This window comes from Burkholderia sp. BCC0398, assembly GCF_902833245.1.
GTDB classification, from domain to species: Bacteria; Pseudomonadota; Gammaproteobacteria; order Burkholderiales; family Burkholderiaceae; genus Burkholderia; species Burkholderia sola.
The window spans coordinates 19,272-45,634 of record NZ_CADFEM010000002.1; the positions used below are offsets into that span (position 1 = coordinate 19,272).

General features: G+C 64.1%; 19 protein-coding genes. 7 read left to right on the forward strand and 12 right to left on the reverse strand.

Annotated elements, in window-relative coordinates:
* The first annotated feature begins 8 nt into the window (after positions 1-8).
* On the forward strand, positions 9-656 hold the full coding sequence (gene ureG, locus HWX76_RS03950; protein WP_050011650.1) for an urease accessory protein UreG: 648 nt from the start codon (positions 9-11) through the stop codon (positions 654-656).
* 61 nt (positions 657-717) lie between these two features.
* On the opposite strand, the gene waaA is transcribed toward ureG, so the two are convergent.
* From waaA to HWX76_RS03970, 4 genes are all read right to left on the reverse strand, one after another.
* Complete coding sequence (waaA, locus tag HWX76_RS03955) at positions 718-2,079, reverse strand: lipid IV(A) 3-deoxy-D-manno-octulosonic acid transferase (protein ID WP_176015529.1); 1,362 nt, start codon at positions 2,077-2,079, stop codon at positions 718-720.
* A gap of 37 nt (positions 2,080-2,116) precedes the next feature.
* Positions 2,117-3,001 (reverse strand): Kdo hydroxylase family protein, encoded by an 885-nt coding sequence (locus tag HWX76_RS03960; RefSeq protein WP_006485119.1) that lies wholly within the window; start codon positions 2,999-3,001, stop codon positions 2,117-2,119.
* 23 nt (positions 3,002-3,024) lie between these two features.
* Entirely contained in the window at positions 3,025-4,068 is a 1,044-nt protein-coding gene (gene waaC, locus HWX76_RS03965; protein WP_306427004.1) for a lipopolysaccharide heptosyltransferase I, read from the reverse strand.
* A 127-nt stretch (positions 4,069-4,195) separates the two neighbouring features.
* Positions 4,196-5,590 carry a phosphomannomutase/phosphoglucomutase gene (locus HWX76_RS03970; protein WP_078040734.1) on the reverse strand — a complete coding sequence of 465 codons (1,395 nt, stop codon included), beginning with the start codon at positions 5,588-5,590 and terminating at the stop codon, positions 4,196-4,198.
* Between the two features lie 246 nt (positions 5,591-5,836).
* On the opposite strand from HWX76_RS03970, the gene HWX76_RS03975 reads away from it, so the two are divergent.
* The 6 genes from HWX76_RS03975 (at position 5,837) to glmS (ending at position 13,351) form a co-directional block, all read left to right on the forward strand.
* Positions 5,837-7,093: an oligosaccharide flippase family protein gene (locus HWX76_RS03975; RefSeq protein ID WP_124630642.1), complete on the forward strand. Its 1,257-nt coding sequence runs from the start codon at positions 5,837-5,839 to the stop codon at positions 7,091-7,093.
* Positions 7,090-7,914, forward strand: coding sequence for a glycosyltransferase (locus HWX76_RS03980; RefSeq protein WP_176015530.1), 825 nt, complete (start codon positions 7,090-7,092; stop codon positions 7,912-7,914). Before HWX76_RS03975 ends, HWX76_RS03980 begins: the two co-directional genes overlap by 4 nt.
* A 51-nt stretch (positions 7,915-7,965) precedes the next feature.
* Positions 7,966-9,102 carry a glycosyltransferase family 4 protein gene (locus HWX76_RS03985; protein WP_176015531.1) on the forward strand — a complete coding sequence of 379 codons (1,137 nt, stop codon included), beginning with the start codon at positions 7,966-7,968 and terminating at the stop codon, positions 9,100-9,102.
* 15 nt (positions 9,103-9,117) lie between these two features.
* The gene (galE, locus tag HWX76_RS03990) at positions 9,118-10,140 is read left to right on the forward strand and encodes a UDP-glucose 4-epimerase GalE (protein ID WP_176015532.1); all 1,023 of its coding nucleotides are present in this window, start codon (positions 9,118-9,120) and stop codon (positions 10,138-10,140) included.
* Positions 10,141-10,167: 27 nt separating this feature from the next.
* On the forward strand, positions 10,168-11,274 hold the full coding sequence (locus HWX76_RS03995; RefSeq protein ID WP_176015533.1) for a glycosyltransferase: 1,107 nt from the start codon (positions 10,168-10,170) through the stop codon (positions 11,272-11,274).
* Between the two features lie 259 nt (positions 11,275-11,533).
* Entirely contained in the window at positions 11,534-13,351 is a 1,818-nt protein-coding gene (gene glmS, locus HWX76_RS04000; RefSeq protein ID WP_176015534.1) for a glutamine--fructose-6-phosphate transaminase (isomerizing), read from the forward strand.
* A 135-nt stretch (positions 13,352-13,486) separates the two neighbouring features.
* On the opposite strand, the gene HWX76_RS04005 is transcribed toward glmS, so the two are convergent.
* The 8 genes from HWX76_RS04005 to HWX76_RS04040 form a co-directional block, all read right to left on the reverse strand.
* Positions 13,487-15,373: a nucleoside-diphosphate sugar epimerase/dehydratase gene (locus tag HWX76_RS04005; protein ID WP_176015535.1), complete on the reverse strand. Its 1,887-nt coding sequence runs from the start codon at positions 15,371-15,373 to the stop codon at positions 13,487-13,489.
* Between the two features lie 12 nt (positions 15,374-15,385).
* Positions 15,386-16,402 (reverse strand): glycosyltransferase family 4 protein, encoded by a 1,017-nt coding sequence (locus tag HWX76_RS04010; protein WP_244137941.1) that lies wholly within the window; start codon positions 16,400-16,402, stop codon positions 15,386-15,388.
* 5 nt (positions 16,403-16,407) lie between these two features.
* Entirely contained in the window at positions 16,408-17,373 is a 966-nt protein-coding gene (locus HWX76_RS04015; protein WP_176015537.1) for an SDR family oxidoreductase, read from the reverse strand.
* Positions 17,370-18,215: a glycosyltransferase family 2 protein gene (locus tag HWX76_RS04020; protein ID WP_176015606.1), complete on the reverse strand. Its 846-nt coding sequence runs from the start codon at positions 18,213-18,215 to the stop codon at positions 17,370-17,372. Before HWX76_RS04020 ends, HWX76_RS04015 begins: the two co-directional genes overlap by 4 nt.
* 234 nt (positions 18,216-18,449) lie before the next feature.
* Entirely contained in the window at positions 18,450-19,223 is a 774-nt protein-coding gene (locus HWX76_RS04025) for a glycosyltransferase family A protein (protein ID WP_176015538.1), read from the reverse strand.
* 2 nt (positions 19,224-19,225) lie between these two features.
* Entirely contained in the window at positions 19,226-22,432 is a 3,207-nt protein-coding gene (locus HWX76_RS04030; RefSeq protein ID WP_176015539.1) for a glycosyltransferase, read from the reverse strand.
* Positions 22,433-22,441: 9 nt separating this feature from the next.
* Entirely contained in the window at positions 22,442-23,389 is a 948-nt protein-coding gene (locus HWX76_RS04035) for an NAD-dependent epimerase/dehydratase family protein (RefSeq protein WP_176015540.1), read from the reverse strand.
* A gap of 790 nt (positions 23,390-24,179) precedes the next feature.
* Entirely contained in the window at positions 24,180-26,354 is a 2,175-nt protein-coding gene (locus HWX76_RS04040; protein ID WP_176015541.1) for a glycosyltransferase, read from the reverse strand.
* Between the last annotated feature and the right edge of the window lie 9 nt (positions 26,355-26,363).

Genomic DNA, 26,363 nt, shown 5'->3' on the forward strand with positions numbered 1-26,363 from the left:
GCCCGACCATGAACGCACCTGCTCCCTCCTCCGCCCGCCGCACGAAGAAACTGCCGCCGCTGCGCGTCGGCATCGGCGGCCCCGTCGGCTCCGGCAAGACCACGCTGCTCGAAATGCTGTGCAAGGCGATGCGCGACAAGTACGACCTCGTCGCGATCACGAACGACATCTATACGAAGGAAGACCAGCGGCTGCTGACGGTCGCGGGCGCGCTGCCCGAGGAACGCATCATGGGCGTCGAGACGGGCGGCTGCCCGCACACGGCGATCCGCGAGGATGCGTCGATCAACCTCGAAGCCGTCGACCGGATGCTGTCGCGCTTCCCAGATGCCGACATCGTGTTCATCGAGTCCGGCGGCGACAATCTCGCGGCGACCTTCAGCCCCGAGCTGTCGGACCTGACGATCTACGTGATCGACGTGGCCGGCGGCGAGAAGATTCCGCGCAAGGGCGGCCCCGGCATCACGAAGTCCGACCTGCTCGTGATCAACAAGACCGACCTCGCGCCGCTGGTCGGCGCGAATCTCGACGTGATGGCGTCCGACACGCGGAAGATGCGCGGCGAGCGGCCTTACGTGATGACGAACCTGAAGGCGCTCGACGGCGTCGCGGACGTGATCGCGTTCATCGAGAAGAAGGGTTTGCTGACGGTGTGAGCGGCATGGCGGCGGCTCACGTCGCCGCCATGCGTGCGGGCGGCATCGCGCCGCCCTTCGTCTATTCGTCTTCGGAAGAGGCGTCCTGCCCACCCGGCAGCGCACGCGCACCGGCTTCGCCGGCCGGCAGCAACGCGGCGAGCACGTCGACCGTGCGCGCGGTCGCGCCACGGTGACGCGACGCGAACGCCGCGCCGGCCGCGCCCATCGCGATGCGCCGCGCCTTGTCGGCGAACAGCGCATCGAGCACGTGCGCGAGATCGAGCGGATCCGCGACCTGCATCGCCGCACCGGCCGCGACCGCATCGGCGGTCGCCTGCGTGAAGTTGAACACGTGCGGCCCGATCAGCACCGGCACGCCGACCGCGCACGCTTCGATCAGGTTCTGCCCGCCGAGCGGCAGCAGGCTGCCGCCGATGAACGCGATGTCGGCCGCCGCGTAGTACGCGCCGAGCTCGCCCATCGAATCGCCGAGCAGCACCGTCACGTCGCCGGCCAACGGTTCGGCGGCCGGCCGGCCGGCCGCGAGCGCGGCCGCATCGGCCGCCCAGGCGGAGCGCCGCACGCACTTGAGCCCGCTGCGCGGGACGAGCGCCTCGACTTCGGCGAAACGCTGCGGATGACGCGGCACGAGCACCAGCAACGCGCCGGGCGTGCGCATTTCCGCGAACGCCTGCAGCACCAGCGCTTCCTCGTTCTCGCGCGTGCTGGCCGCGACCCACACCGGCCGCGCGCCGATCGCGTCGCGCCATGCATGGCCGCGTGCCGCAAGCTCCGGCGGCGTCGTCATGTCGAATTTCAGGTTGCCGAGCACGGTCACGTTGCGGGCGCCGAGCGACGTCAGCCGCTCCGCATCGGCCGGGCTCTGCGCGAGCACGCGCGAGAAGCCGCCGAACACGTCGCGCGTCGCCGTGCCGAACTTCGCCGCGCGCCGGAACGAACGCGCGGACATCCGCGCATTGGTCAGCACGAGCGGCACGTCCGCGCGGCGGCACTCGTCGATCAGCGTCGGCCACACCTCGGTTTCCATCACGAGGCCGAGCGTCGGCCGCCATGCGCGCAGGAAGCGCCGCACCGCGCCCGGCATGTCGTACGGCAGGTAGCAGCGCAGCACGCGATCGCCGAAGATCTGTTCGCCCGTCGCCCGGCCGCTCGGCGTCATGTGCGTGAGCAGGATGCGCGCATCGGGGCGCGCGTGCATCAGCGCATCGATCAGCGGCTGCGCGGCGCGCGTCTCGCCGACCGACACCGCATGCACCCAGATCAGCGGCGCGCGATCGTCCGGCGAACGGCCCGCGACGTGGCCGAAGCGCTCGCCGATATGCTCGCGATAGCCGCGCTCCTTGCGCGAACGCACATAGAGCCGGATCACGGCGGCCGGCGCGACGAGCCACCACAGCGCGCGATAGATCGCCCTCAGCATGCGGCCGCCCTCGAGTGACGTCGAAGCAGGTGCGCGCTCAAACCAGCGCCCTGCCCGTCAGGCGTTCGAGAATGCCGAGCGGCGCGCACTCGCGGCGCACCATCGCATCGACCGGCAGGAAGAAGGTCTGCTCGAGCATGAACTGGCCGGACATCACAGCGTGCGAAGTCTGATCGGAGAAACATATCCACACGCTGCCCGGCGGAAACGGCATCGTTTGCTGTGGACACGTCTTCTGGTAATCGAGGTCGGCCTTCATCCCGTCGTGCAGGTTCAGCATCAGGTGGTCGTATGCGCTGCGCGGCGACTTCGTCACGTGCAGCAGGTTCAGCAACCACGCCGAGCCCGGGAACTGCGGCCGGATCTTCGGCAGGAAGCGCTTCGCGACGTCCTCGAACGGCTCGCCGACGCGCCACACGCGCGGCGCGCCGGCCGGGTTCACGTTCGTGAACACGCGCAGGATCCGCTCGCCGTAGTTCGGCCGCGACGGGAATGCGTCGACGTGCAGGCGGCTGTCGTCCTTGCGCCACGACGTCTGGCGCGTCTCGACCTGCATCAGCCGCAGGCTCGTCGGCGCGACGCGCAGCTTGCCGCGATATTCGGGAAAGAGGCCGTCGACGAGCGTGCCGGCCTGCTGCTGGAAGCGCGCGACGAGCGCGCGCACGGCCGACTGCGTGACGCTGTCGCCGAGCACGCCGGCGAGCGCGCCGCCGTTCGGCGCGAGGCTGATGTTCTTGCGTTTCGGATCGGCGAGCGCCGGATCGAGCAGCGCTTCCTCGCCGCCTTCGATCGCGAAGCGCAGGTGCGGGAAATACAGCACCTTGCCTTCCTCGACCGCGGCGAGCAACTGCTCGCGCGGCGCCGACAGGTTGTGTCCGCTCCAGTCGGCGGACGGGACTTCGATGATCTGGGATTCGCTCATGATCGGTTCGCGTGTGGACAGCGTTACAGGAGACCGAAGCCCGCGAGCGTCGACTTCACCTGCGCGATCGACGGGGGCTGCCCCGCCGTGCCGAGATTGACGACGTTCGGCGACCAGTAGCCGCCGGTCCGCCAGGCCGTCGCGAAATTGTACAGTTCGACCGTCGGACGCTTCAGCGCGGCCGCGATGTGAACCAGACCTGTATCAACCCCGACCGTCGCGGCCGCGCCGTCGATCAGCCCGACCACGGCCGGCAGCGACAGCTTCGGCGGCACGATCGCCGCCGCGCCGAATTCCTTCGCGAGCCGCTCGCTGGTCGCGCGTTCCGCGTCGTTGCCCCACGGCAGCACGAGCGACGCGCCGCGCCGCACGAGCGCCTGGCCGAGCTCGATCCATGCGGCGTCCGGCCACTGCTTGTCGGCGCGCGACGTCGCGTGGACGAACACGACGTACGGCACCGGCAGGTTCAGGCCGAGCGCGGCCACCGCGAGCGCCGCCGCCCGCGTGTCGAGGCCGAATTCGACCGGATCGGCCGGGGTCGGCGCCGGGTCGTCCAGCGCGGCCGCGACGAGCTGACGCGAGCGCTCGACCACGTGCGTGCGCGGCGCGATCGGCACGCGCTTGCGGTAGAAGAAGCGCACCGGCCATTCGTAGCCGGCGCCGTCGGTCCGGTTGCCGAGCCCGACGAGCGGGCCGCGCGCCCAGCTCGCGACCCACGCCGTCTTGATGAGGCCCTGGCAGTCGATCACGAGGTCGTACTGCTCGGCGGCGAGGCGCCGGCGAAACGCGCGGATCTCGCGCCACGTCGCGCCCGAGAACGGCTTCTTGCGCCAGCGGCGCAGCGAGAACGGCAGCACGTTGCGCACGCCGTCGACGAGCCGCACGAGGTCGACGAAGCTTTCCTCGACGAGCCAGTCGATCTGCGCATCGGGGTGGCGGCGCCGGATATCGGCGATCACCGGCATGTTGTGCACGACGTCGCCCAGCGACGACACGCGCACGATCAGGATCTTTTGCACGCTGAAAAAACGCCGGCTGACAGCCGGCGACAGACATAAAGGGGGGATTTTATCCCGGCCGAAGGGCCGGACAGACAAAAAGCGGCCGCGCGCCTGGGGCGCGCGCCGCTTTTCGGGACCAGCACGGCCGAGGAACGGGCCGTCGCATGAGAGGCGGCCCGCCGGCCGCCAACGCTCAGAACGGCAGTTTGACGTCCGGCTTCGCGGCCGTCAGCACGCGGCGGAAGTCTTCCTGGATACGCTTGAGCCCTTCCTGCGTCTCGGCTTCGAAGCGCATCACGACGACCGGCGTCGTGTTCGACGAACGCGCGAGACCGAAGCCGTCCGGGTACTCGACACGCAGGCCGTCGATCGTCACGACTTCGTCGGCGCCGTCGAACTTCGCCTCTTTCTGCAACTGCTCGATCAGGCGGAAATTCTCGCCTTCGTCGAGCCAGAGCTGCAGTTCGGGCGTGCTCATCGCGTCCGGCAGGCTGTTGAGCAGCGCGCTCGGATCGGCCGTCTTCGCGAGAATCTCGAGCAGGCGCGCGCCGGTGTACAGGCCGTCGTCGAAGCCGTACCAGCGATCCTTGAAGAACACGTGGCCGCTCATTTCGCCGGCGAGCGGCGCACCCGTCTCGCGCAGCTTCGCCTTCACGAGCGAGTGCCCCGTCTTCCACATCAGCGGCTCGCCGCCCTTCGACTTCACCCACTGCGCGAGGTGGCGCGTGCACTTCACGTCGTAGATGATCTGGGCGCCCGGGTTGCGCGACAGCACTTCTTCCGCGAACAGCATCAGCTGGCGGTCCGGATAGATGATCTGGCCGTCCTTCGTGACGACGCCCAGGCGGTCGCCGTCGCCGTCGAACGCGAAGCCGAGCTCCGCATCGGTGTCCTTCAGCGCCTGGATCACGTCCTGCAGGTTTTCCGGGTGGGCGGGATCGGGGTGGTGGTTCGGGAACGTGCCGTCGATGTCGGTGAAGCGCTCGACGAGCTCGCAGCCGAGCGCCTTGAACAGGCGCGTCGCGAGCGGGCCGGCGACGCCGTTGCCGGCGTCGACCACGAGCTTCAGCGGCCGCGCGAGCTTCACGTCGCCGACGATGCGCGCGATGTATTGATCGGCGACGTCGATTTCCTCATAGGTGCCGCTGCCCGTCTCGAACCGCTCGTCGACGATGCGGCGATACAGCGCCTGGATCTGCTCGCCGTAGATCGCGGCGCCGCGCAGCACCATCTTGAAGCCGTTGTAGTCGGGCGGGTTGTGGCTGCCCGTGACGACGATGCACGAATCGACGCGGCGCTCGCCGCCCTTCAGCGCGAGCGGCACGTTCGCCGCGAAATAGCCGACCGGCGTCGGCACCATGCCGACGTCGACGACGTCGACACCGGCCGCCCGCAGGCCGTCGGCCAGCGCGCCGACGAGTTCCGGCCCGGACAGGCGGCCGTCGCGCGCGACGACGACCGCATCGCCGCCCTGCGCACGCACTTCGCTGCCGAATGCGCGGCCGATCCCGCGCGCCGTGTCGACGTCGAGTGTCTTGCCGACCACGCCACGGATGTCATATGCCTTGAAGATGGATTGGGAGATCATCGATTCTCTTCTCTCTCAGTTGCGTGCATGGAAAATTGTCTGGCTTGGCTGGCCGCCTCTCGCCGGTGCCGCGCATGATACAGGCGGCCCCGCAAAACAAGGAACGGAACGGCTGGAGCGGTCGCGATCCCACTTATAATCGCGGGTTTTGATGACGCGCATACCGCCTATTTTAATGCCTAGCCGTCCCGCCGCCGCCCACCCGCCGCTTTCGGCCGCCCCCCGCGCGCGCCGTCGCTGCCGCGCATGCTGAAGCGCTTCGGCAACCCGGACGTCGCGAAAGCCGTCGCGAACCTCGTCTGGCTGGGCCTCGAACGGCTCACGCAGATCGGCGTCGCGATCGCGATCAGCGGCCTGCTGGCCCGTTATTTCGGGCCAGATGTGTTCGGCAAATGGCAGTATGCGAATACGCTTCTCCTGGTACTGGCGCCGCTCACCTGGGTGTGCGGCGCGGAAATCCTCGTCCCGACCATCGTCCAGCGCCCGCCCGCCCAGCTCGGCGCGGTGCTCGGCAGCGCGTTCGTGCTGCGCATCGCCGTGTCGGTCGCCGCGCTCGCCGCGACCTGGATCGCGATCGCCGCGGGCGCCTTCGACCCGCTGGTCGGCGCGATGCTCGCGGGCCTCGCGGTCACGATGGTGTTTCGCGAGCCGTTCGTCGGCGTGATCAACGCGTGGCTACAGAGCATGACCTACAGCAAGCCGCAGCTCGTCGCCAGCATGGTCACCGCGCTCGCCAAGGCGCTGCTCGTGTGGCTGCTGGTGCGCGCGGCCGCCGGCCCCGCCCGCTTCGCGTGGCTGTGGGCGCTGGAAGCCGCCGCGATCGGCCTCGCGCTGCTGCTGTACTACCGCCATCGTAACGGCGGCGCGCTCGGCTGGAGGTTCGACACATCGCTGTTCCGGCACTTTGCCACGGCCGGCACCGTGTTCTGGCTCGGCCTCATCTGCATGTACCTGTTCCTGAAACTCGACCGCCTGATGCTCGAGCGCCACGTGTCGTTCGCCGATCTCGGCCGCTATTCGGCCGCGCAGCAACTCAACGAGAACTGGATCACGCTCGCGCTGATGCTCGCGCAGACCATCGCACCCGCGTTCGTGTACCGCGTGCAGGACGTCGCGCGGCTGCGCCGCAACATCGTCCGGCTGATCGCGATGACGGCCGGCCTGATGACGGCCGGCGCGCTCGTGCTCGACGCGGCCGCCCCGCTGATCGTCGGCAAGGTGTTCGGCCGCGGCTACGAGGCGTCGGTCGACATCTTCCGCTGGGCCGTCTGGCTGTCCGTGCCGGCCGGCATCGAGGCGATAGGCAATCTTATCGTTCTCAAATATCAAGCAAAATTCGTGTTGCTGTCGAAATGGCTGCTCGCGCTGGCGATCGCCGTGCTCGTCAACCTGTTCGCGATCCCGCGGCTCGGCCTGTACGGCGCGCTCGTCGGGCTGGCGGCCGGCTACCTGGCTGCTGCCGCCGTCAACTTTTATTACATCCGTTTCAAGCTGCGAACATGACGTCCCCTGATTGCCCGCCCCCGCTCGACGACGTGGCCGTGCTGATGCCGGCCTACAACGGGCACGACGATGTCGCCCGGACCCTCGCGTCGTTTCGCGAGGATGCACCCGTGCACGTGCTGATCGTCGACGACGGCAGCACGCCGCCGATCGTCGCGCCCGACCTGCCAGGCCTGTCGATCGACGTGCTGCGCATGCCGCGCAACGGCGGCATCGAACGCGCGCTGGCGGCCGGCATCGACGCGCTCGCCGCGCGCGGCTTCCGCTATGCGGCCCGCATCGATGCGGGCGATCTGGCCACGCCGCAGCGCCTGGCGAAAGAACGCGCGTATCTCGGCGCCCACCCGCGCGTGGCCTGCGTCGGCATGTGGACGCAGGTCGTGTCGCGCGCCGGCGAGCCGCGCTTCATGCTGACGCCGCCCGCCGACCCGCGCACGCTGCGCCGCACGCGCTTCCTGCGCTCGCCGCTCGTGCATCCGTCGGTCATGTTGCGCATCGACGCCGTGCGCGAAGTGGGCAACTATCGGGCGAAGTACCGCGCGGCCGAGGATCTCGATCTTTTTTTACGGTTAATGCAACGCTACGATTGCGCGAACCTGCCGGAACTCGGCCTGTATTACGAGCTTAACGAGGGCGGGATCAGTGCGACCAAACGCCGGCGCCAGCTGGTGTCGACGCTCACGCTGCTGCTGCGCCACTTCAACGTGCTGAACCCGTACGACTGGGCCGGCCTCGCCAAGAACCTGCTGCATTTCGTGACGCCGTACCGTACGCTGCAGCGCATCAAGCAGACGCTGTTCGCCGCGCGGCCGTCCGCCTGACGCGCATCCGGCCCGTCCGGCAATTACGACGCTTTATTTTTTCTTTTTTTCATGTCCACCACGTCCCCGCTGCGCATCGCGCTCGTCTGCAACACGGCCTGGGCGATCCATACGTATCGCCACGGGCTGATCCGTGCGCTCGTCGCGCGCGGCGCCGAGGTCGTCGTGATCGCGCCGCACGACCGCACGGTGCCGCTGCTCGAGCAGATGGGCTGCCGTTACGTCGCGCTTGCCGTCGCGTCGAAAGGCACGAGCCCGCGCGAGGATCTCGGCACGCTCGCCGCGCTCGCGCACCACTACCGCGCGCTGCGGCCCGATCTCGTGTTCCACTACACGATCAAGCCGAACATCTACGGCTCGGTGGCCGCGTGGCTCGCGCGCGTGCCGTCGATCGCGGTGACGACGGGCCTCGGCTACGTGTTCATCCAGAAGAGCCGCGCGGCGAGCGTCGCGAAGCGCCTGTACCGGTTCGCGTTCCGCTTCCCGCGCGAGGTGTGGTTCCTCAATCGCGACGATCTCGCGACCTTCACCGACGAGCGCTTGCTCGCGCATCCCGAGCGCGCGCGGCTGCTGCACGGCGAAGGCGTCGATCTCGAACAGTTCTCGCCCGTGCCGCTGCCGGGCGGCGACGCGCCCGTCTTCATCCTGATCGGCCGGCTGCTGTGGGACAAGGGCGTACGCGAATACGTCGAGGCCGCGCGTCTCGTGCGCGAACGCTTTCCGAACGCGCGCTTCCAGCTGCTCGGGCCGCTCGGCGTCGACAATCCGAGCGCGATCGGTCGCGCGGACGTCGACGCGTGGGTCGACGAAGGCATCGTCGAGTATCTCGGCGAAGCGCACGACGTGCGCCCGCACATCGCGGCGGCCGATTGCGTCGTGCTGCCGTCGTACCGAGAGGGTGTGCCGCGCACGTTGATGGAAGCATCGGCGATGGGCCGCCCGATCGTCGCGACCGACGTGCCGGGTTGCCGCGACGTCGTCGCCGACGGCGAAACGGGCTTCCTGTGCCGCGCGCGGGACAGCGCGAGCCTCGCGGAGCAGCTGATCCGCATGATCGAGCTGGGTACCGCCGGACGCGACGCGATGGGTGCGCGCGGGCGCCGCAAGGTGGCCGCCGAATTCGACGAGCAAACGGTCGTCGAACGTTACCGGCGTACCATCCATACGTTTACCGGATTCACATTTTGAAGGAGCACGTAAGCAATGAGCGCTAAAGGCACCATCCTCGTCACCGGCGGTGCGGGCTACATCGGTTCGCATACGACAGTCGAACTGCTCGACAACGGCTATGAAGTCGTAATCGTCGACAACCTCGTCAACAGTAAAGTCGAGTCAGTGCGCCGGATCGAGCGCATCACCGGCAAGACGCCAGCATTCCACCAGGTCGACGTTTGTGACGAAGCCGCGCTCGCCGCGGTGTTCGATGCGCATCCGATCACCGGTACGATCCACTTTGCGGCACTCAAGGCCGTCGGCGAATCGGTAGAGAAACCGCTCGAGTACTACCACAACAACCTCGGCGGCCTGCTGACCGTATTGAAAGTAATGCGCGAGCGCAAGATCAAACAATTCGTGTTCAGTTCGTCCGCCACCGTGTACGGCGTGCCCGAGCGCTCGCCGATCGACGAATCGTTCCCGCTGTCCGCGACGAACCCGTACGGCCAGTCGAAGCTGATCGCCGAGCAGATCCTGCGCGATCTCGAAGTGTCGGACCCGTCGTGGCGCATCGCGACGCTGCGCTACTTCAACCCGGTGGGCGCGCATGCGAGCGGGCTGATCGGCGAGGATCCGGCCGGCATCCCGAACAACCTGATGCCGTACGTCGCGCAGGTCGCGGTCGGCAAGCTGGAAAAGCTGCGCGTGTTCGGTTCGGATTACCCGACGCCGGACGGCACCGGCGTGCGCGACTACATCCACGTCGTCGATCTCGCGAAGGGGCACATCGCCGCGCTCGACGCGCTGGCGAAGCGCGACGCGAGCTTCGTCGTGAACCTCGGCACCGGGCAAGGCTACAGCGTGCTGGAAGTCGTGCGCGCGTTCGAGAAGGCGTCGGGCCGGCCGGTGCCGTACGAACTCGTCGCGCGCCGCCCGGGCGACATCGCCGAGTGCTATGCGAACCCGCAGGCCGCTGCCGACATCATCGGCTGGCGTGCGACGCTCGGCATCGAGGAAATGTGTGCCGACCACTGGCGATGGCAGGAGGGCAACCCGCGCGGTTTTGTATAATCCGCTGTCCATTTTTCGAGCGACCCCATGCTCAGCTTCGCGTCCGGCTTCATCGTCTCCTTGCTCGTCACGCTGTTCATCGTGCGCTACGCGCACCTTCACGAGAAATTCTCGATCGACAGCGACCTGGCCGGCGTGCAGAAATTCCACGTGCGGCCCGTGCCGCGCGTCGGGGGCATCGGGATCCTCGCCGGAGTCGTCGTGGCCGCGCTGCTCGTGTCGCGGCGCTATCCGACGATCGCCGGCAGCATTCTCGGGATCGTCGCCTGCGGGATGCCGGCGTTCCTGTCGGGCCTCGTCGAAGACCTGACCAAGCGCGTGTCGCCGCGCGCACGGCTGCTCTGCACGATGGGCGCGGCCGCGCTGGCGTTCTGGCTGCTGGGCATCGCGGTCAAGCGCATCAGCGTGCCGCCGCTCGATTTCCTGCTCGGCTACGTGGCCATCTCGGCGTTCATCACCGTGCTCGCGGTCGCGGCGCTCGCGAACGCGATCAACATCATCGACGGGTTCAACGGGCTCGCGTCGATGGTCAGCTTCATGATGTTCGCGTCGCTCGCGTATGTCGCGTTCCATGTGAACGACCCGGTCGTGATGTCCGCGTCGATCATCATGATGGGCGCGGTGCTCGGCTTCTTCCTGTGGAATTTCCCGGCGGGGCTGATCTTTCTTGGCGACGGCGGCGCGTATTTCATCGGCTTCATGCTCGCGGAGCTCGCGATCATGCTCGTGATGCGCAACCGCGAGGTGTCCGCGTGGTATCCGGTGCTGCTGTTCATGTATCCGATCTTCGAGACGTGCTTCTCGATTTATCGGAAGAAGTTCATCCGCGGGATGTCGCCGGGGATTCCGGACGGCGTGCATCTGCATATGCTCGTGTACAAGCGGCTGATGAGATGGGCCGTGGGGACGAAACACGCGCATGATCTGACGCGGCGGAATTCGTTAACTTCACCTTATTTGTGGCTGCTGTGCCTCGTCGCGGTGATTCCGGCGACGCTGTTCTGGCGGCATACCGTGCATCTGTTCGTGTTTGTTGTGCTGTTCGCTCTGACTTATGTCTGGCTTTATCTCAGCATCGTGCGGTTCAGGGTGCCGAAGTGGATGGTGGTGAGGAAGGAGCACCAGCGGCATTGATCGGACCAGGGCCAACAGCAACTCTGGGACCGTGCTCGAATGCGATATATTCGTCAGGTCGGAAACGCGATTTCTCGCGCCAGTTCGCCCATCGCTGCGGCTTGATGACCGCGCAATGTGGCAAGTGATGTCACCGATGGCGTGTTCCCACCAACGACAAGACGGAGACCGCAAAGGCGGCTCCGCGCCCAGGAAATATAGCTAAACCTTTTGCGGGCGCCCGCGCGGCGCCCGCTTCGACTGACAGGATTGACCATTCATGTGCGGCATTGTCGGCGCAGTTGCGCAGCGTAATATCGTTCCGGTGCTGATCGAAGGATTGCGGCGCCTCGAATACCGTGGCTACGATTCGTGCGGCGTCGCCGTGCTCGAACCGGGCGCGCCGAAGCGCGCGCGCAGCGTCGCGCGCGTCGCCGATCTCGATGCGCAGGTGCGCGACACGCACCTCGAAGGCACGACCGGCGTCGCGCACACGCGCTGGGCCACGCACGGCGCGCCGGTCACGCACAACGCGCACCCGATCTTCTCGTCGAACGCGCTCGCGCTCGTGCACAACGGCATCATTGAGAACTTCGAGACGCTGCGCGAAACGCTGCGCGCAAAGGGCTACGAATTCGTGTCGCAGACCGACACCGAAGTGATCGCGCACCTCGTGCACAGCCTGTATCGCGGCAACCTGTTCGACGCCGTGCGCGAAGCCGTGCAGCAACTGCACGGCGCGTATGCGATCGCCGTGACGCACAAGGACCAGCCGCACACCGTCGTCGGCGCGCGCCAGGGTTCGCCGCTCGTCGTCGGTCACGGCGACGGCGAGAACTTCCTCGCGTCCGACGCGCTGGCGCTGGCCGGCAGCACCGACCGTTTCACGTGCCTCGAGGAAGGCGACGTGTGCGAGCTGTCGCTCGACGGCGTGACGATCGTCGATCGTCACGGCGCCACCGTGCAGCGCGAGATCCGCGTGGTTAGTGCGTACAGCGGCGCGGTCGAACTTGGGCCCTATCGCCACTTCATGCAGAAGGAAATCTTCGAGCAGCCGCGCGCGATCGGCGACACCGTGCCGCAGACGGAAGCGTTCGACGCGACGCTGTTCGGCGACGCGGCCCCCGCCGCGTTCGCGGAGATCGACAGCCTGCTGATCCTTGCGTGCGGCACGAGCTACTACTCGGGCCTCACCGCGAAGTACTGGCTCGAATCGATCGCGAAGATCCCGACCCAGGTCGAGATCGCCAGCGAATACCGCTACCGCGAGTCGGTGCCGAACCCGCGCCAGCTCGTGCTCGTGATCTCGCAGTCGGGCGAGACGGCCGATACGCTCGCGGCGCTCAAGCACGCGCAGTCGCTCGGCCACACGCATACGCTTGCGGTGTGCAACGTCGCGACGAGCGCGATGGTGCGCCTGACCGAAATGCAGTTCCTGACGCACGCGGGCACCGAGATCGGCGTCGCGTCGACGAAGGCGTTCACGACGCAGCTCGTCGCGCTGTTCGTGCTGGCCGCGACGCTCGGCAAGCTGCGCGGGCACGTCGACGCCGCGCAGGAAGCGCAATTCCTGAAGGAGCTGCGCCACCTGCCGGCCGCGCTGAACAGCGTGCTCGCGCTCGAGCCGCAGATCATCGCGTGGTCGGAGGAATTCGCGCGCAAGGAAAACGCGCTGTTCCTCGGCCGCGGGCTGCACTATCCGATCGCGCTCGAAGGCGCGCTGAAGCTGAAGGAAATCTCGTACATCCACGCCGAGGCCTATCCGGCCGGCGAACTGAAGCACGGGCCGCTCGCGCTCGTCACGGAAGCGATGCCGGTCGTCACGGTCGCGCCGAACGACACGCTGCTCGAGAAGCTGAAGTCGAACATGCAGGAAGTGCGTGCGCGCGGCGGCGAGCTGTACGTGTTCGCGGATGCCGACACGCAGATCGTCAACGACGACGGCCTGCACGTGATCCGGATGCCGGAGCACTACGGGCAACTGTCGCCGATCCTGCACGTCGTGCCGCTGCAACTGCTCGCGTATCACACCGCGTGTGCGCGCGGCACCGACGTCGACAAGCCGCGCAACCTCGCGAAATCGGTGACGGTGGAGTAATGCCGACTTGCCGGGACGACAATCGACTTACCGTCCCGGCACCCTATCGATTCGAATCAGATCGTTCGGCCACGAGGCTGTCAGCTCTCGACTACACCACTCTGTTACCAGAACTGGCTCGACGGTAAACCAGGGTCATTCATTCGATACTGCTCGCATCCCAGCTGGCACGCTCTGCAGCACTGGCAAGACGGCCGTCTGATATTCCGGCACCCAACGTCGCAAATCCCGTCGAACCTCGTCGTCGCTAAGCACACGATGCTGCATTAGCCATGGCAACAATTCATCAAGCAGATGGTCTGGTACTTCCCGAGCGCGGGCTATCCGCAACTTGGGATGCGGCGTACGCGTGGTCGTCTCATCGTCCGCAAGCAGCTCCTCGTAGAGCTTCTCGCCCGGCCTCAGACCCGTGAACTCGATCCGAATCTGCCCTTCCGAGAATCCATATAAGCGAATCAGGTCACGCGCGAGATCGACGATCTTGACCGGCTCGCCCATGTCGAGAATGAAGATCTCGCCGCCGCGCCCCATGCTCGACGCCTGCAGCACGAGTTGCGACGCTTCCGGAATCGTCATGAAGAAGCGCGTGATCTCGGGATGCGTGACCGTCACCGGACCACCCTTCGCGATCTGCTGCTGGAACTTCGGAATCACGCTGCCGGCGCTACCAAGCACATTGCCGAAGCGCACCGTTTCGAACTGCGTGCGCCCGCTCGTCTGCTGCAATGCCTGGCACGCCATTTCGGCAAGGCGCTTGCTCGCACCCATCACATTGGTCGGATTGACGGCCTTGTCGGTCGAGATCAACACGAAGTGACGCACGTCGTGGCGAATCGCCGCGCGGGCCACGCGATAGGTTCCGAGCACGTTGTTGCGCAGCGCCTGCCACGCGTTGTGTTCTTCCATCAACGGCACGTGTTTGTACGCAGCCGCATGGAACACGATGTGCGGTGCGTGGCGCGACATCACCTGGTCGAGCAGCAGCGAATCCTTCGCATCGCCGATGATCGGCAGGACGGGCAGATCGGGGAAGCGCTCGCGCAATTCCTCGGTCAGCCGGTACATCGCGTATTCGGACAGGTCGAACGCGACGAGTTGCGCCGGAGCGAAGCGGAGGATCTGCCGGCACAGTTCCGAGCCGATCGAACCGCCCGCGCCCGTCACCATCACGACGCGGCCGCGCAGCAGGGCCTCGACATGCGGCGTGTCGATCGTCACCGCGTCGCGGCCGAGCAGATCCTCGAGATCGATGTTCCGTACCTGCGACAGAAAGCCCTGCCCCGGCATCAGTGCGGTCAGCGACGGCAGCACCATCGCCTTGATGCCGGCGCGCACGCATAGCGTCGCGACACGGCGCTGCGTTTCGACCGATGCCGACGGAATCGCGATGATCGCGTATTCCACCTTCAGCGCGTCGGTCCAGTGCTTCAGGTCGTTGAACGAGCCGAGCACCTTGTAGCCGTAGATTTCGCGGCCCTGCTTGGTCGGATCGTCATCGAGCAGGCCCACCAGACGCCATTCGCCCGAACGCGACAGCTCCCGCGCGAGGCTCGCGCCGGCCGTGCCGGCGCCGAGCACGAGCACCGGCTTGCCCTGCCCGACCAGCCCGCCGTACAGGTAGAACTCCTTCGTCGCGCGGTACAGCGCGCGGGCGCCCCCCATCGCGAGGAACAGCATCAGCGGCGACACGAGCAGCACCGAGCGCGGGATGATCGGGATCGGCTGGAACATCACCGCGCCGATCATCACGATCACGCCGCCGCCGATGACTGCCTTCGAGATCCGCATCAGATCGGGAAGGCTCGCGAACACCCACAGCCCGCGATACAGCCCAAACAAGTGGAACATCAGCGCGTAGACCGGCAACACCCAGACGAGCGCCGTCAGTGCGCCGCCCATGAAATCGGACGGAACGCTGCCGTTGAATCGGACAAGATAGGCGAACAACCACGCGGCGCTGACCGCCGTCAGGTCAAACAGGAAAGCGCTCAGCGAAAGCCATGATGCTTTGGATCGCAACATCGGCAGGAAACCTCAAGAGTTATTTTCGGCGGCGGACTGAAACCGGCGCCAACGCATGTCGATCAACAACCCGAACCATGCCAGGACGCCGTACCACGCGAAGAACGACAGCCACTGCTGCAGTTCCGGGCGGCCCGTTGCCCACACGGCGACGATTATGCCTGCGAGCATGATGAGGTACCAATAAAGAGCAGTCCGGCGGTGACCTACGCCCGCCCGGACCATCCTTTGATAATAGTGCTCCCGGTGCGCCTGCCAGAACTTTTCGCCACGTAACAGACGTCTCAAAAGTGTTACAGATGCGTCGGCAATAAAGGGCGCGAACACCAGCGCCGGAAACCAGATCGGCCACACGCCGCCGCGCCAGCCCCAGTAGCCGAGGGCGCCGGCCAGGAATCCGAGCGGAATCGAACCGGCATCGCCGAGAAACAGCCGGGCCGGGTGGAAATTCAGCAGAAGGAAGCCGAGCGCGGCGCCGGCGACGGCCGAGCCGGCCACGGCCAGATCCGGCGACGGCGTCGGGGCGGTCAGCGCCGCGACTGCGTACGCGCCGAAGCCGAACAGCGCCATGCCGCCCGCGAGGCCGTCGGCGCCGTCCATGAAGTTGTACAGGTTCGTCAGCCAGACCATCACGAAGCCGATGCCGACCAGCAGCCACCACGGTGCGTCGGCCGGAAACACGGCGATCAGCGCGACGACCGCCGCGAGGTGCGCCGAGAATCGCACGCGGGCCGGCAGCCCGCTCCGGTCGTCGATCTGGGACATCGCGGCAAGCCCGGCGGCGCCGATGGCGATCAGCCACAAGTGCGGCGCCAGCACGAGCAGCGCGACGACGCAGACCGGTACGATGCCCCACCCGCCGACGCGCGGCGTCGGCAGCGTGTGGAGCGAACGGTCGTTCGGAATATCGGTGGCAAGGCGCCATGCAAGGCCGGTCGCGAGCAGCATGCGCAGGATGGCCGTCGACGCGATGGCAGCAGCCAGCGCCACCGCGGCCGCGTCGGGCCAGGTGGATATCGGGAAATGCATGTCAGCTATTGTTGTGTATCGCGCGAACGATACCATGCGGCAGTCGCTTCGAGGCCCTGTCTCGTCGTATAGGGCGGATGCCAGCCAAGCACGCGCGTGATCCGGCCCGTATCCAGTTGGAGGCTGCCGGTCAGGCGGTCGATCGCCGCGCGGCGGCCGGTCAGCGTACCGAGCGCGCGCAGCACGGCGGACGGGACGGCGATCAGGCGGGCCGGCTTGCCGAGCGCGTCGCCGACCAGCCGTAGCAGGCCCGTGACCGACGGCGCATCGTCGTCGGCAACGTGGAAACATTCGCCGGCGGCACGCGGATCGATCGCGCATTGCAGGAGTGCGTCAGCCAGGTTGTCGACGTAGACGATGCTGCGACGAGCCGCGATCGAGCCGAGCGGCAGCGGCATCCCTCGCGCAACCGCGTCCATCATGCGCAGGAAGTTCGCGCGGACCGCCGGACCGTAGACCAGCGGTGGCCGAACGACCACGACGTCGAGCCCGTTCGACGCACCGAATTGCGCGAGTTCGCGCTCCGCACGCAGCTTCGAGCGACCGTAGGCGTCCTGCGGATCAGGACTCGCCGCTTCCGACAATGGCGCGCCGCCGTCGCTCTCGCCGACCGCCTTGATACTGCTCGCGTAGACGATGCGGCGCACGCCGTGCTGGCGTGCGGCTTTGGCGAGACGCAAGGTACCGGCGACGTTGGTCGCGTCGAACGCGGCGTCGGGATCCGGCGACTCGTCGCGCATCACGTGTACGCGAGCCGCGAGATGGATCACGCAGTCGGCTGCCAGATCCGTTGGCCATCCTTCGTCGAGGCCATCGAAATCGGCGGCGCCATGCACCCATTCACGCACGCCTTCGATGGATCCGCCCGGGCGCCGCACCATGGCGGTCACGGTATGTCCGGCCTCCAGCGCGCGGCGGCAGACCGCACGGCCGACGAAGCCGTTCGCGCCCGTGACGATGAGGTGGCTCACCACAGCCTCCAGCCGAAACGGTTGTAGAACTTGAAGGCCGACGCGGCGAACATGCGAATGTGGGCGAAGCCCTTGCGAGACGCGCCGCCGCCGTGGTGAATTACTCGTACTGCGGGAACGTAAGCGACGCGTGCGAGATCGTGCGTGCGAAGGCTCAGGTCATAGTCTTCGAAGTACAGAAAGTAGCGGGGATCGAATCCGCCCAGGCTTTTCAGGACATTGGTACGAAACAACATGAAGCAGCCGCTGACGATTGGGGGATCCCAGACGATGTCGCGGTCGTTGATGACATCGCGCATTTCGTAGCGCGCAAGGCGGTTCGTGAACGGCTGTCGGTACTGCGCCGGCAGGAAGCCACGCACGAGCAGGTCGATGATCGATGGATAGCGCCGGCAGAGATATTGCAGTTCGCCTGACTCGTCGCCGATACGGGGAGTGAGCGCACCTGCATCGGAATGCGAATCGAAGAACTGACGTGCGGCAACCAAGGCCTGAGCGTCTATATCGATATCCGGATTCAAGATCAGGTGGAGCGGACGCACCGATAGGTCGATCGCGAGATTGTGCCCGCGCCCGTAGCCGACATTGCCGTGCCCGGTCAGTATCCGGCATGTGACGCCCTGCGCGTCGAGCCGGTGTATCACGACGCTAACATCGCCCAACCCACCATTATCGACCAGATACAGGTCGATTGGACACCCGCGGGTTGCTTTGCGCAAGCGCGCGCACGCTGCGCCCAAGCTGACGAGCGTCTGCTCGAGTTGAGCGGCATCGGGACGATATACGACTACGGAAACCGACAGGCCGTCGGCATCTCGAGACTGCGCGCTTATTACATTCATCCGTGAGCAAAATCGTTGCGCGGCGATCGCGCGTGGCAAACCAGGCAGAGCGCCTAACTGCTAAATCTGTATGACGCGAAAAGCTCTGAACTCGATCGAAGATTGATGGGTGAGTCAGCAAATTTCTAACGACTCGCAGCGGCAGAATCGGCTGCAACAACGGTCGATACAGAGCAGTCCACCCTCCCGACTGAACTTACGATTATCGCAAAGGAGCGCGTTCACATAGCGCCACTAATCGGCTTGTTCTAGAAGGAGTCGCTCATCTTCCTTGGTCGCGCGGTTCCGGATCGCGTTGCGAAACAAATCGGACGGCCTCGGGATGCAGCCCGCAGCCGTCGTCTGCTTCACGAGGGACGTGTGCCGGGTCCGGATTGCATGCGACGTTTTTGGAACGATCTTATGGATGCCGCCACTATTAATGACGGAAATGTTCCACCCCCAGTCTTCATATCCGATGTGGTTCTTGAAGTCAGTGCCCGTATACGGCACGGACCTCAGGAAATCCTTGGATGTGAAGACGAGGGACGTCCACGCATTGGTAAATGCAAGCTGCGCGACATGGAAGCTGGGATCTTCCATGTCCACGTGCAGGAAGATGTTCGGCGTGGCGCCGAAACACACGTTCACTTCCGGATGCCAGGCGACGTTGCGAGGATCGGCCTCAGCGGCCTTGTACGCCGCGACGAGCCAGTCGGCACACCAGATGTCATCCGCGTCGAGAAACCCGATCCATTTCCCGTTTGCTTCGTCGGCCGCGGAATTTCGCGCATAGCCCAGGTCGCCATGCTCAACCCTCACGATTCGAAGATCTTCGCGCCGCGACGCGTATTCTTCGAAAATTTGCAGCGTCAGCGCATTCGGCTTGTCGAGAACGGCGAGCATTTCGACACGTAATCCGGCCGCAGCCGCAACGTCCGCGCTGCGCGAAAGACTGTTGAGCGAGGCATGCGCAAGCAACCCCTCGCCGTGGCCGTTGATAACAGCAGTGATATCGAACTTCGGCATAGTCAGTTGATAAACGACGGAGATACACGAAGGGTTGCGCAGAACTGCTCCCACGAGTGCTCGCTTTGCACCCAGTCAATCATGCGCTCTGCGCGCTGCCTTGCTTCATCGGGACGACGGATAATGTCCCGCAACGCGGCAACGTATGGATCGGCGTCCTTATACGACTGGATAAGCCAGCCTGTCCGCTCCGTCACGAGATCCGGAATTCCACCGACCGCGGACGCGACCATGGGAATGCCAGTGCACGCGATATCGGCCAGCGTGAGCGGCAAGCCATCCCAGAGGGACGTGTACAGGAACGCATTGTAATCACTGACCGGCAGGCTCGCCGTCGACGGGAAGGAGCCCTTGACCGTCAAATTGCCGAGCACACGTTCCGCCTCGGCCAGCTTCGTCGCATACGCGTCATCCCCATAGCCGTAAATGTCGAAGTGGAAGTCTGGCGCACGCCGGACGATCTCGATCAGGAGATCGACGTTCTTCTGCTTGCAGAAACGACCGGCCCACATCACCCGGTTGCCCGCTTGCGCCCCGCCCTTATACGTCCCGACCGCCACGTTGCTGACAGGCTGATGAAGCACGACCAGCCTCGATCGCATAATGGCCGGAACGCCGTAATCCGCAGCCAGCTCATCCATGAAACCGGCATTGTCGAAATAGACCTTCGTCAGGTACGGTACGCAGTCCCGAAAGTGTGTGTCGGCATAGCCAGCGGCGCGACCGTCCGGCGTATAGTCGCGACAGAACAGGCAGGCATACAACTCGGTCAACTTGCCCAACGCGGCGCCCTTCTTTGCGATGGCTTCCCAGCAAGCGCCACTATTGACGTTCATGACCGACTTCGGACGCAAGGCAAAGATCAGCGACTCCACTAACTGAACGCGATCCGCGCGTGTGAGCGATGGCTCAATTTCGGAGAGGATGCGCACATGAGTGCCGGCCGGTAGCCATTCGACTGCATCGCTACGATCATAATCGGTCAATACGATCAGCGTGGAGTCGATGCCGTTTTCCTGGATGCTCGCGCGAACGACATTTGCCGCGGCCAAGTCGGCACCTCCGCGCACCAGCCACGGAACGAACACGATATGCTCAAACGCGCACGGCAATGAATCGAAAAGCTGTTGCCAGGCACCGATTCCAGACCACGCCTGTCCGCCGTAACTGAGCGGGAGCAATGCCGGCTCGGCAAAAGCGGGGTCAAGCAGAATCGGGGATTCCAGTGCACCAGCTTCGGAGATCATTTTCTCGATCGTACCCAGCACGTGAGCGGGCAACCCACCGTGCCGCCCTTGCGGCCGGCCGATCATCATGTAGTGGACGAGCGGATGCAGGCCACTTGCTGCGACATCGGGATAGGCCCACGTGTACCAACGCCCGTCGAAGAACCGATGGGCACGCCGCCCCTCGAATCCTCCGTGCCTAACGTAGTGCTCGAGCGGGTCGGGCAGACTTGCGAGGTCGGGATTGAGCCGGCAATACAGTTCGAGGTCGAACAGACCAGACTGTTCGATGATCTGCCGGGTTTCGTCCGGGGAATCTTTCCTCGTGCCCGCGACCAACTGTTCCGCCACGTCGCAGGCGCTGGAATCGCACGGCTCGACATGGGAATCCGGTTGGGCCGCCGTGAGCGCCATCACAGGCGTGGCATGGCGCCCCTCTCGACTGCCGAATGTCAAGTAGTGGACAAGCGGATTGACGCCAGCGGCACGGACGTCAGGGTAGTCGTCAAGATAGCGGTTACCGTCGAACGACATGCTCGGCTGCCGGGCTTCCGCCCACCCGAACTGCAGGTAATGAACAACTGGATCGATGGCCGCATCCGCCACGTCGGGATAGGTCGCCAGGTAGTAAGCACCATCGAACAACGGCGATGTACGCAGCAATGCGGCTTCATCCACCGATACATCCGGCGATCCAGTGAACCGTTTTGCAATTCCCCCTACGCGTCGCCGCGCAGCCCGAAATAGATTAATTGGCATAGTTGATGTACTGCGCCCCGACTGTGCGGATCGATCCGAGACGGGCTCTGAGGCCAGCCTGATCTCTGCCTTTTGTTGCGCGAGCGATTCCTTCAGATTCCGGTTTTCCAGCTCGGTTGCAGCATTGATTTCGCGACATTCGCCCCACTTTTTCTCTAGCCATTCTTTCCCGGTAATAAGTTCATTGATGTCGCTTTTGAATTTCGTCACCATTGCTTCGAGCCGTTCAATCTCAGCTCGGTGGCCGGCAAGAGCTGAAATAAGATGTTGCTTGTCCTGCTCCAAGGCAACGTTGGCCGTCTTATAGTTGCTCCACTGCTGTTCCAACCATTGCTTGGCCTGCGTCAGCGATCCGGTATCGTCTTTGAGCCGGCGGGCAATCCCTTCGAGACGCTGAATTTCCTGTTCGTGCTCCTGCTGCGATTCGACCAAGCGCAATCGCTCCTGCCCGAGGGCGACATTCGTCGAATATATCTCTGCCGACGTCTGGATCAGCAATTGAATTGCGCCGGCCAATTGCTTGGGAAAGGCCGCCATGTTCTTGGCGAGCGTCGCCTCAGCCGTAGAGCGCATGTGCGCCGAATCCTTGCTCATCGACTGATCATGGAGCCGGTAGTAGCAGAGTCCTCGTGGCACGAATCGCGCCGTAAACCCGGACGCTGCGATCCGGATCCACAAGTCCCAATCACAACACCCCCCGAGCAACTTATCAAAGGTGCCCACCGTGTCGAGGGCGGACGCACGCACCATTACGCAGGCCGGCGGAAAATATCCGCCGAGTATGAGCGAGGGCAAGATATTTCCATTCAGTTCGGTTCGTGCATCCGCAACTTTGTGCGCATCCGCCACGTCCCCCTGCTCATTGACGCGGACGATATCGCAATAAGCCATACCGGCATCCGTGTCGTCGACAAGCACCTGTGACAACTCCTCTATCATCGTGGGTGCAAGCCAATCGTCGGCATCCAGGAATACCAGGAACTCTCCGCTGCTGGCCGCAATCGCGTTATTCCGCGCGATCGCCACACCCGCATTCGCTTGCTCGATCAACCTGATGCGAGGGTCGTCTAACGCACGCACGAGTTCCACAGGATCTTCAGCAGAGCCGTCGTTCACAAGCAGAACTTCGATGTCCTTAGATGTCTGCTTCAGGACACTCTCCAGGCACTGCCGGAGATACTTCAACTGATTGAAAAAGGGGACAATAACCGAAACGGTAGCCATCGAGGTCCTTCAGTCCGAACACAGCTGAAATGCCATGTTCTTGGAAAAACAAGCGATCGTCTCGCTCATACCGTCCCGGAAGGACGTCTTCGGCGCCCAACCAAGCACCTCTTTAGCACGCGATACGTCGAGAATGCTGACCGGCACGTCAAATGAACGCGCGGCCTCGTACTTGACGCACACTGGCGTACTTAGAATGTTGCCGATCGTCTCGACGATCTGCTTGAGCGACGTGCCCTCACCAGAGCCGATGTTGAAGATAGGGTCCGCGTTGCCGAACGCGGCGCTCCTCGCATTCATGGTCGCGACGAACGCATCTACCGCGTCTTCGATATACAGGTAATCGCGGACAACCGAACCGTCGCCCCATATCCGAATGTCAAGACCAGCAAGCGCACGCCAAGCGAAGATCGATGCGGCGCCTAACTGGCCATCGACGTTCTGTCCGGGGCCGAACGGATTACTGACTCGCAGAATTCGTGTGTCCACACTGAATTGGCGACGATAGAGCATCGCATAGCCTTCAACCGATGCCTTCGACGCGCCGTACACGCTGAGGGGCCGGAGCGGGTGGGATTCAGAGACTAGTGGGGCTTCGGGCACCCCGTAGACAGTCCCGCCCGAGGAAGCAAAGACGAAGGGAATGCCTGGGCGCTGGCGCATCGCCTCGAGCAGCGCAACAGTACCCATGACATTAGTGGCCACGTCGTCGAGTGGCGCACTATTCGCCGTTCGCGGCACGGTCGACCATGCCAGATGAAAAACACCATCGACGCCGTCAATGGCGTTGAGCCAGGTATCGACCGACGCACCAAGCGAGCACTCGACGTCGTTTGCGCCGTCCACAACCCGTCTCACTGCACGGCGCACGACATGACCGTTCCCTTGTAGCCGCTCGACGAGCGATCGACCGATAAACCCCGACGCACCGGTCACTAAATAAGTTTTCTTTTCCATTTACGTGCAGAAATCGCCCCCCGCGCTTGCAACTGTAGGTTTGGCCGCAAGTGCTGTCAATGCTGTCCAATACCTGCCCACATCGTTCAACGCCCACATCGTTCAACGATTTGCCGAACGCCGAATCGGTCCCGCAAGGACTTCGGCTCCTCGCGAATGGCGCAAATGTATTGCAGCGCCCGATCATGCCCCACTCCGTCTTGGGTCTGTTGACACTCTCACCGGGCGCCCAACGAAGCTGGCACGCGCCGAAGGCAAGATCGTGGCCAGCGAGCTTGTCGTATCAAGCTAGGGCGTGGTGAAAATGTCCGATACGATTGAAGAAACGTTGGGCAATGCTTTGGTTCGGTACAGCCCGCGGCGAAGGCGACGCCTGCACATCGAACGTTCAGTCTTACAAGTACAGTAAGAAAGTTATCGCGCAAGCATTGTAGCCGATGAATTTGACGCCCGGGTTCAAGCAAGGTCATATGTTTGACCCGTAGATGAAAATGGAAAGCATTGGCTGGGCAACCAGCTGCGTCGAACGCCTACCCCATGGATCCAGATCCGCATACGCGGGCAATTCCATGCTCATCCCGGAATATTGCGGGCTGGGCGAAGGCAATCGTGCAACCCGGTCATGACTTTGAAGGGTCGGAAGTCGAATTACTGGGCCGAGCACGCTCGCGCCGCGCGCATACGGAGCGATGATCTTGCGTCGGACTTCTTCCTCAAGTCCCGTGCCGCGCTCCCTACGTATTCCGACACGAACCAATTTCCCACTCCGACGCTGGGCAATTGACTGCTACTAGGAACGCAACCGCCTCCGTACCCGCCATGCGCTTTGCATCGCACGCCGCGTTAGATTGATCGCCCATGGCGCTTTGGTCCTAACGTACTCCACAATTTTCCGCGTCGCAAAAATGGCTCTGCTGTTCCGATAGAAGGCAAGCTCCTCTCGCAATGCATGAAGCTCCTCCTCCGATGTGCCGGGCGCCACATGCGCACCCTGTCCGCCCTCCAGCACATAGAGCGGGAGCTTCACCTGTCCGGCCTCGACCATCTTGCCCGTCAACAACGCGTGGTACAGCGCACGGTGGCGCGCGACACGCTCCGGCGTGTGATACATCGAATTCGCACGACGCCGATAGAAGAAATGGATGCCATTCGTCGCAATGAAGCGCTTTCCGGCGGCAAGCGCCCGAGCATAGAGATCCCAATCCTCATACGCTTCAAGTTCTTCTCGATACTTTAGCTCGCGCAAGACAGTCGTACGGGCCATGCACGTCGCGGTCGAAAAACGGTTCTCATACATGCCCAACGCCCGCGCTTCGCCATAGAACACCGCGTAATCGGCAAATGCAGCCTGTCGACCGATCTGCCCTTCCTCCCGATCTAGGAAGAATCCGGTTTGCGGCACGACGAAATCGAACGCAAGATTGCACTGCAATGCATTGACCGCGATTTCGATGAACTGCGGCTCAATGAGATCGTCGGCGTCGAGCGTGAGGATGAACTCGCCGCGTACATGCCGAAGTGCAACATTTCGGGTCGCCGCGAGCCCGATATTCATAGGGTTCCGAATGATCCGTATGCGCCCCCCCAACGTCTGAATACGTTCAATCGTGACGCAGCTCAGCGCGTCAGTCGAACAATCATCAACGATAACGATTTCGACGTTCTCGTATGTCGACGCCAGGATCGAATCCAGAGTGCGAGGCAAATATTCGCCAAGGTTGAAATGCGGTACGACTACCGATACGAGCGGGCGATTCTCGACCAGCTTCGGAGTTGGCCGCGCCTGCAGTACGTTACACGGCGACGGACCAGAAGGTGTTTTCACGACTTCCCGAACGCCACCGGCATAGGCAACGGCAAGCGCGGCAGCAAGTCCCTCCGCGGTACCGTCGAACTTGCAACAATTGATGCCATCGCGCCATGGCGAACTATCACCGAATGCGGGATTGTTGCCATTCAACACGCAAATGGCACCGGCGAGCGAAGCCTCATACGCGGACAAACAGAATGACTCGAACTGCGAAGCCGTCACGCTGATCGACCGGGACAGCAGATGTGCGCGCTCGACCGGGCTGGCATTTTCCAGAAAGACAAAGCGTCCTTTCAGATCCGGCGGAACCATCCGCTGCAGCCGCGCCATAGCATCCGGCGACGAATGCGCTACAAATACGATGTTTCCGCGATATTCCGGGTGGGCATGCAAGAATCCGCACGCCCCGCGAAGAAAGAGATCCGGCCGCTTCAGATGCTGGATCTTCGACGGGAATACGATCGGCGTATCCGCGCAAGGCGTGATCGATTCTTCCGCGCCCCCCCCGAAATCGAGGGTTACGGGAGGCGCGTGGACATGCATGCGAGGCAGCCATTCTTCATCGGAAAAGCCGAAGAATGCCTTGATCGCGTGTCCGACTTCCGGAATCTGAGCGATGACGTAATCACAATCAGCCAGCGCCTTGCGCTCAAGATCGTACGTCGCAAGCGCATGCTTGTCGACCAGCCGGCTATCGACGTCGGCAAGCAGGCTGTCCACCGTATGCAACCGGACCGCGACGACGCTGTCGTCGAATTCGCGGCCTAGCAGCTTTTCCTGTGTCGTCGCGAAGCCGAGTCCACCCCAGTCGGGAAATTCAATGTAGTCCAGTGTACCGACTTCACTTGCGAGCTTGCGGAGCCCCTGTAGAGCGCACACCGACCGCCAGTGCCATTCCGTGTCCGTGAACGCCCATTCCGGCGGATAGCAAACGCCGCTCGCATCGACAAGCTCATAATTTAATTTCGATGCAACTATGAGCTTGATCTGCGGATATACCGACGCAAATCGATTCGAATCGAGATTGTCGCCGACCCAAACAATGGCCGTGCGCGCCGCCTGCTCGGAATCGAACGACGACAACATGTTGGCGATGGCGCGACCAATGCCCCCGTGCGTAAACGGAAACAGCTCGGTGGTTACGAAAACTCTCATTGGTCCCTC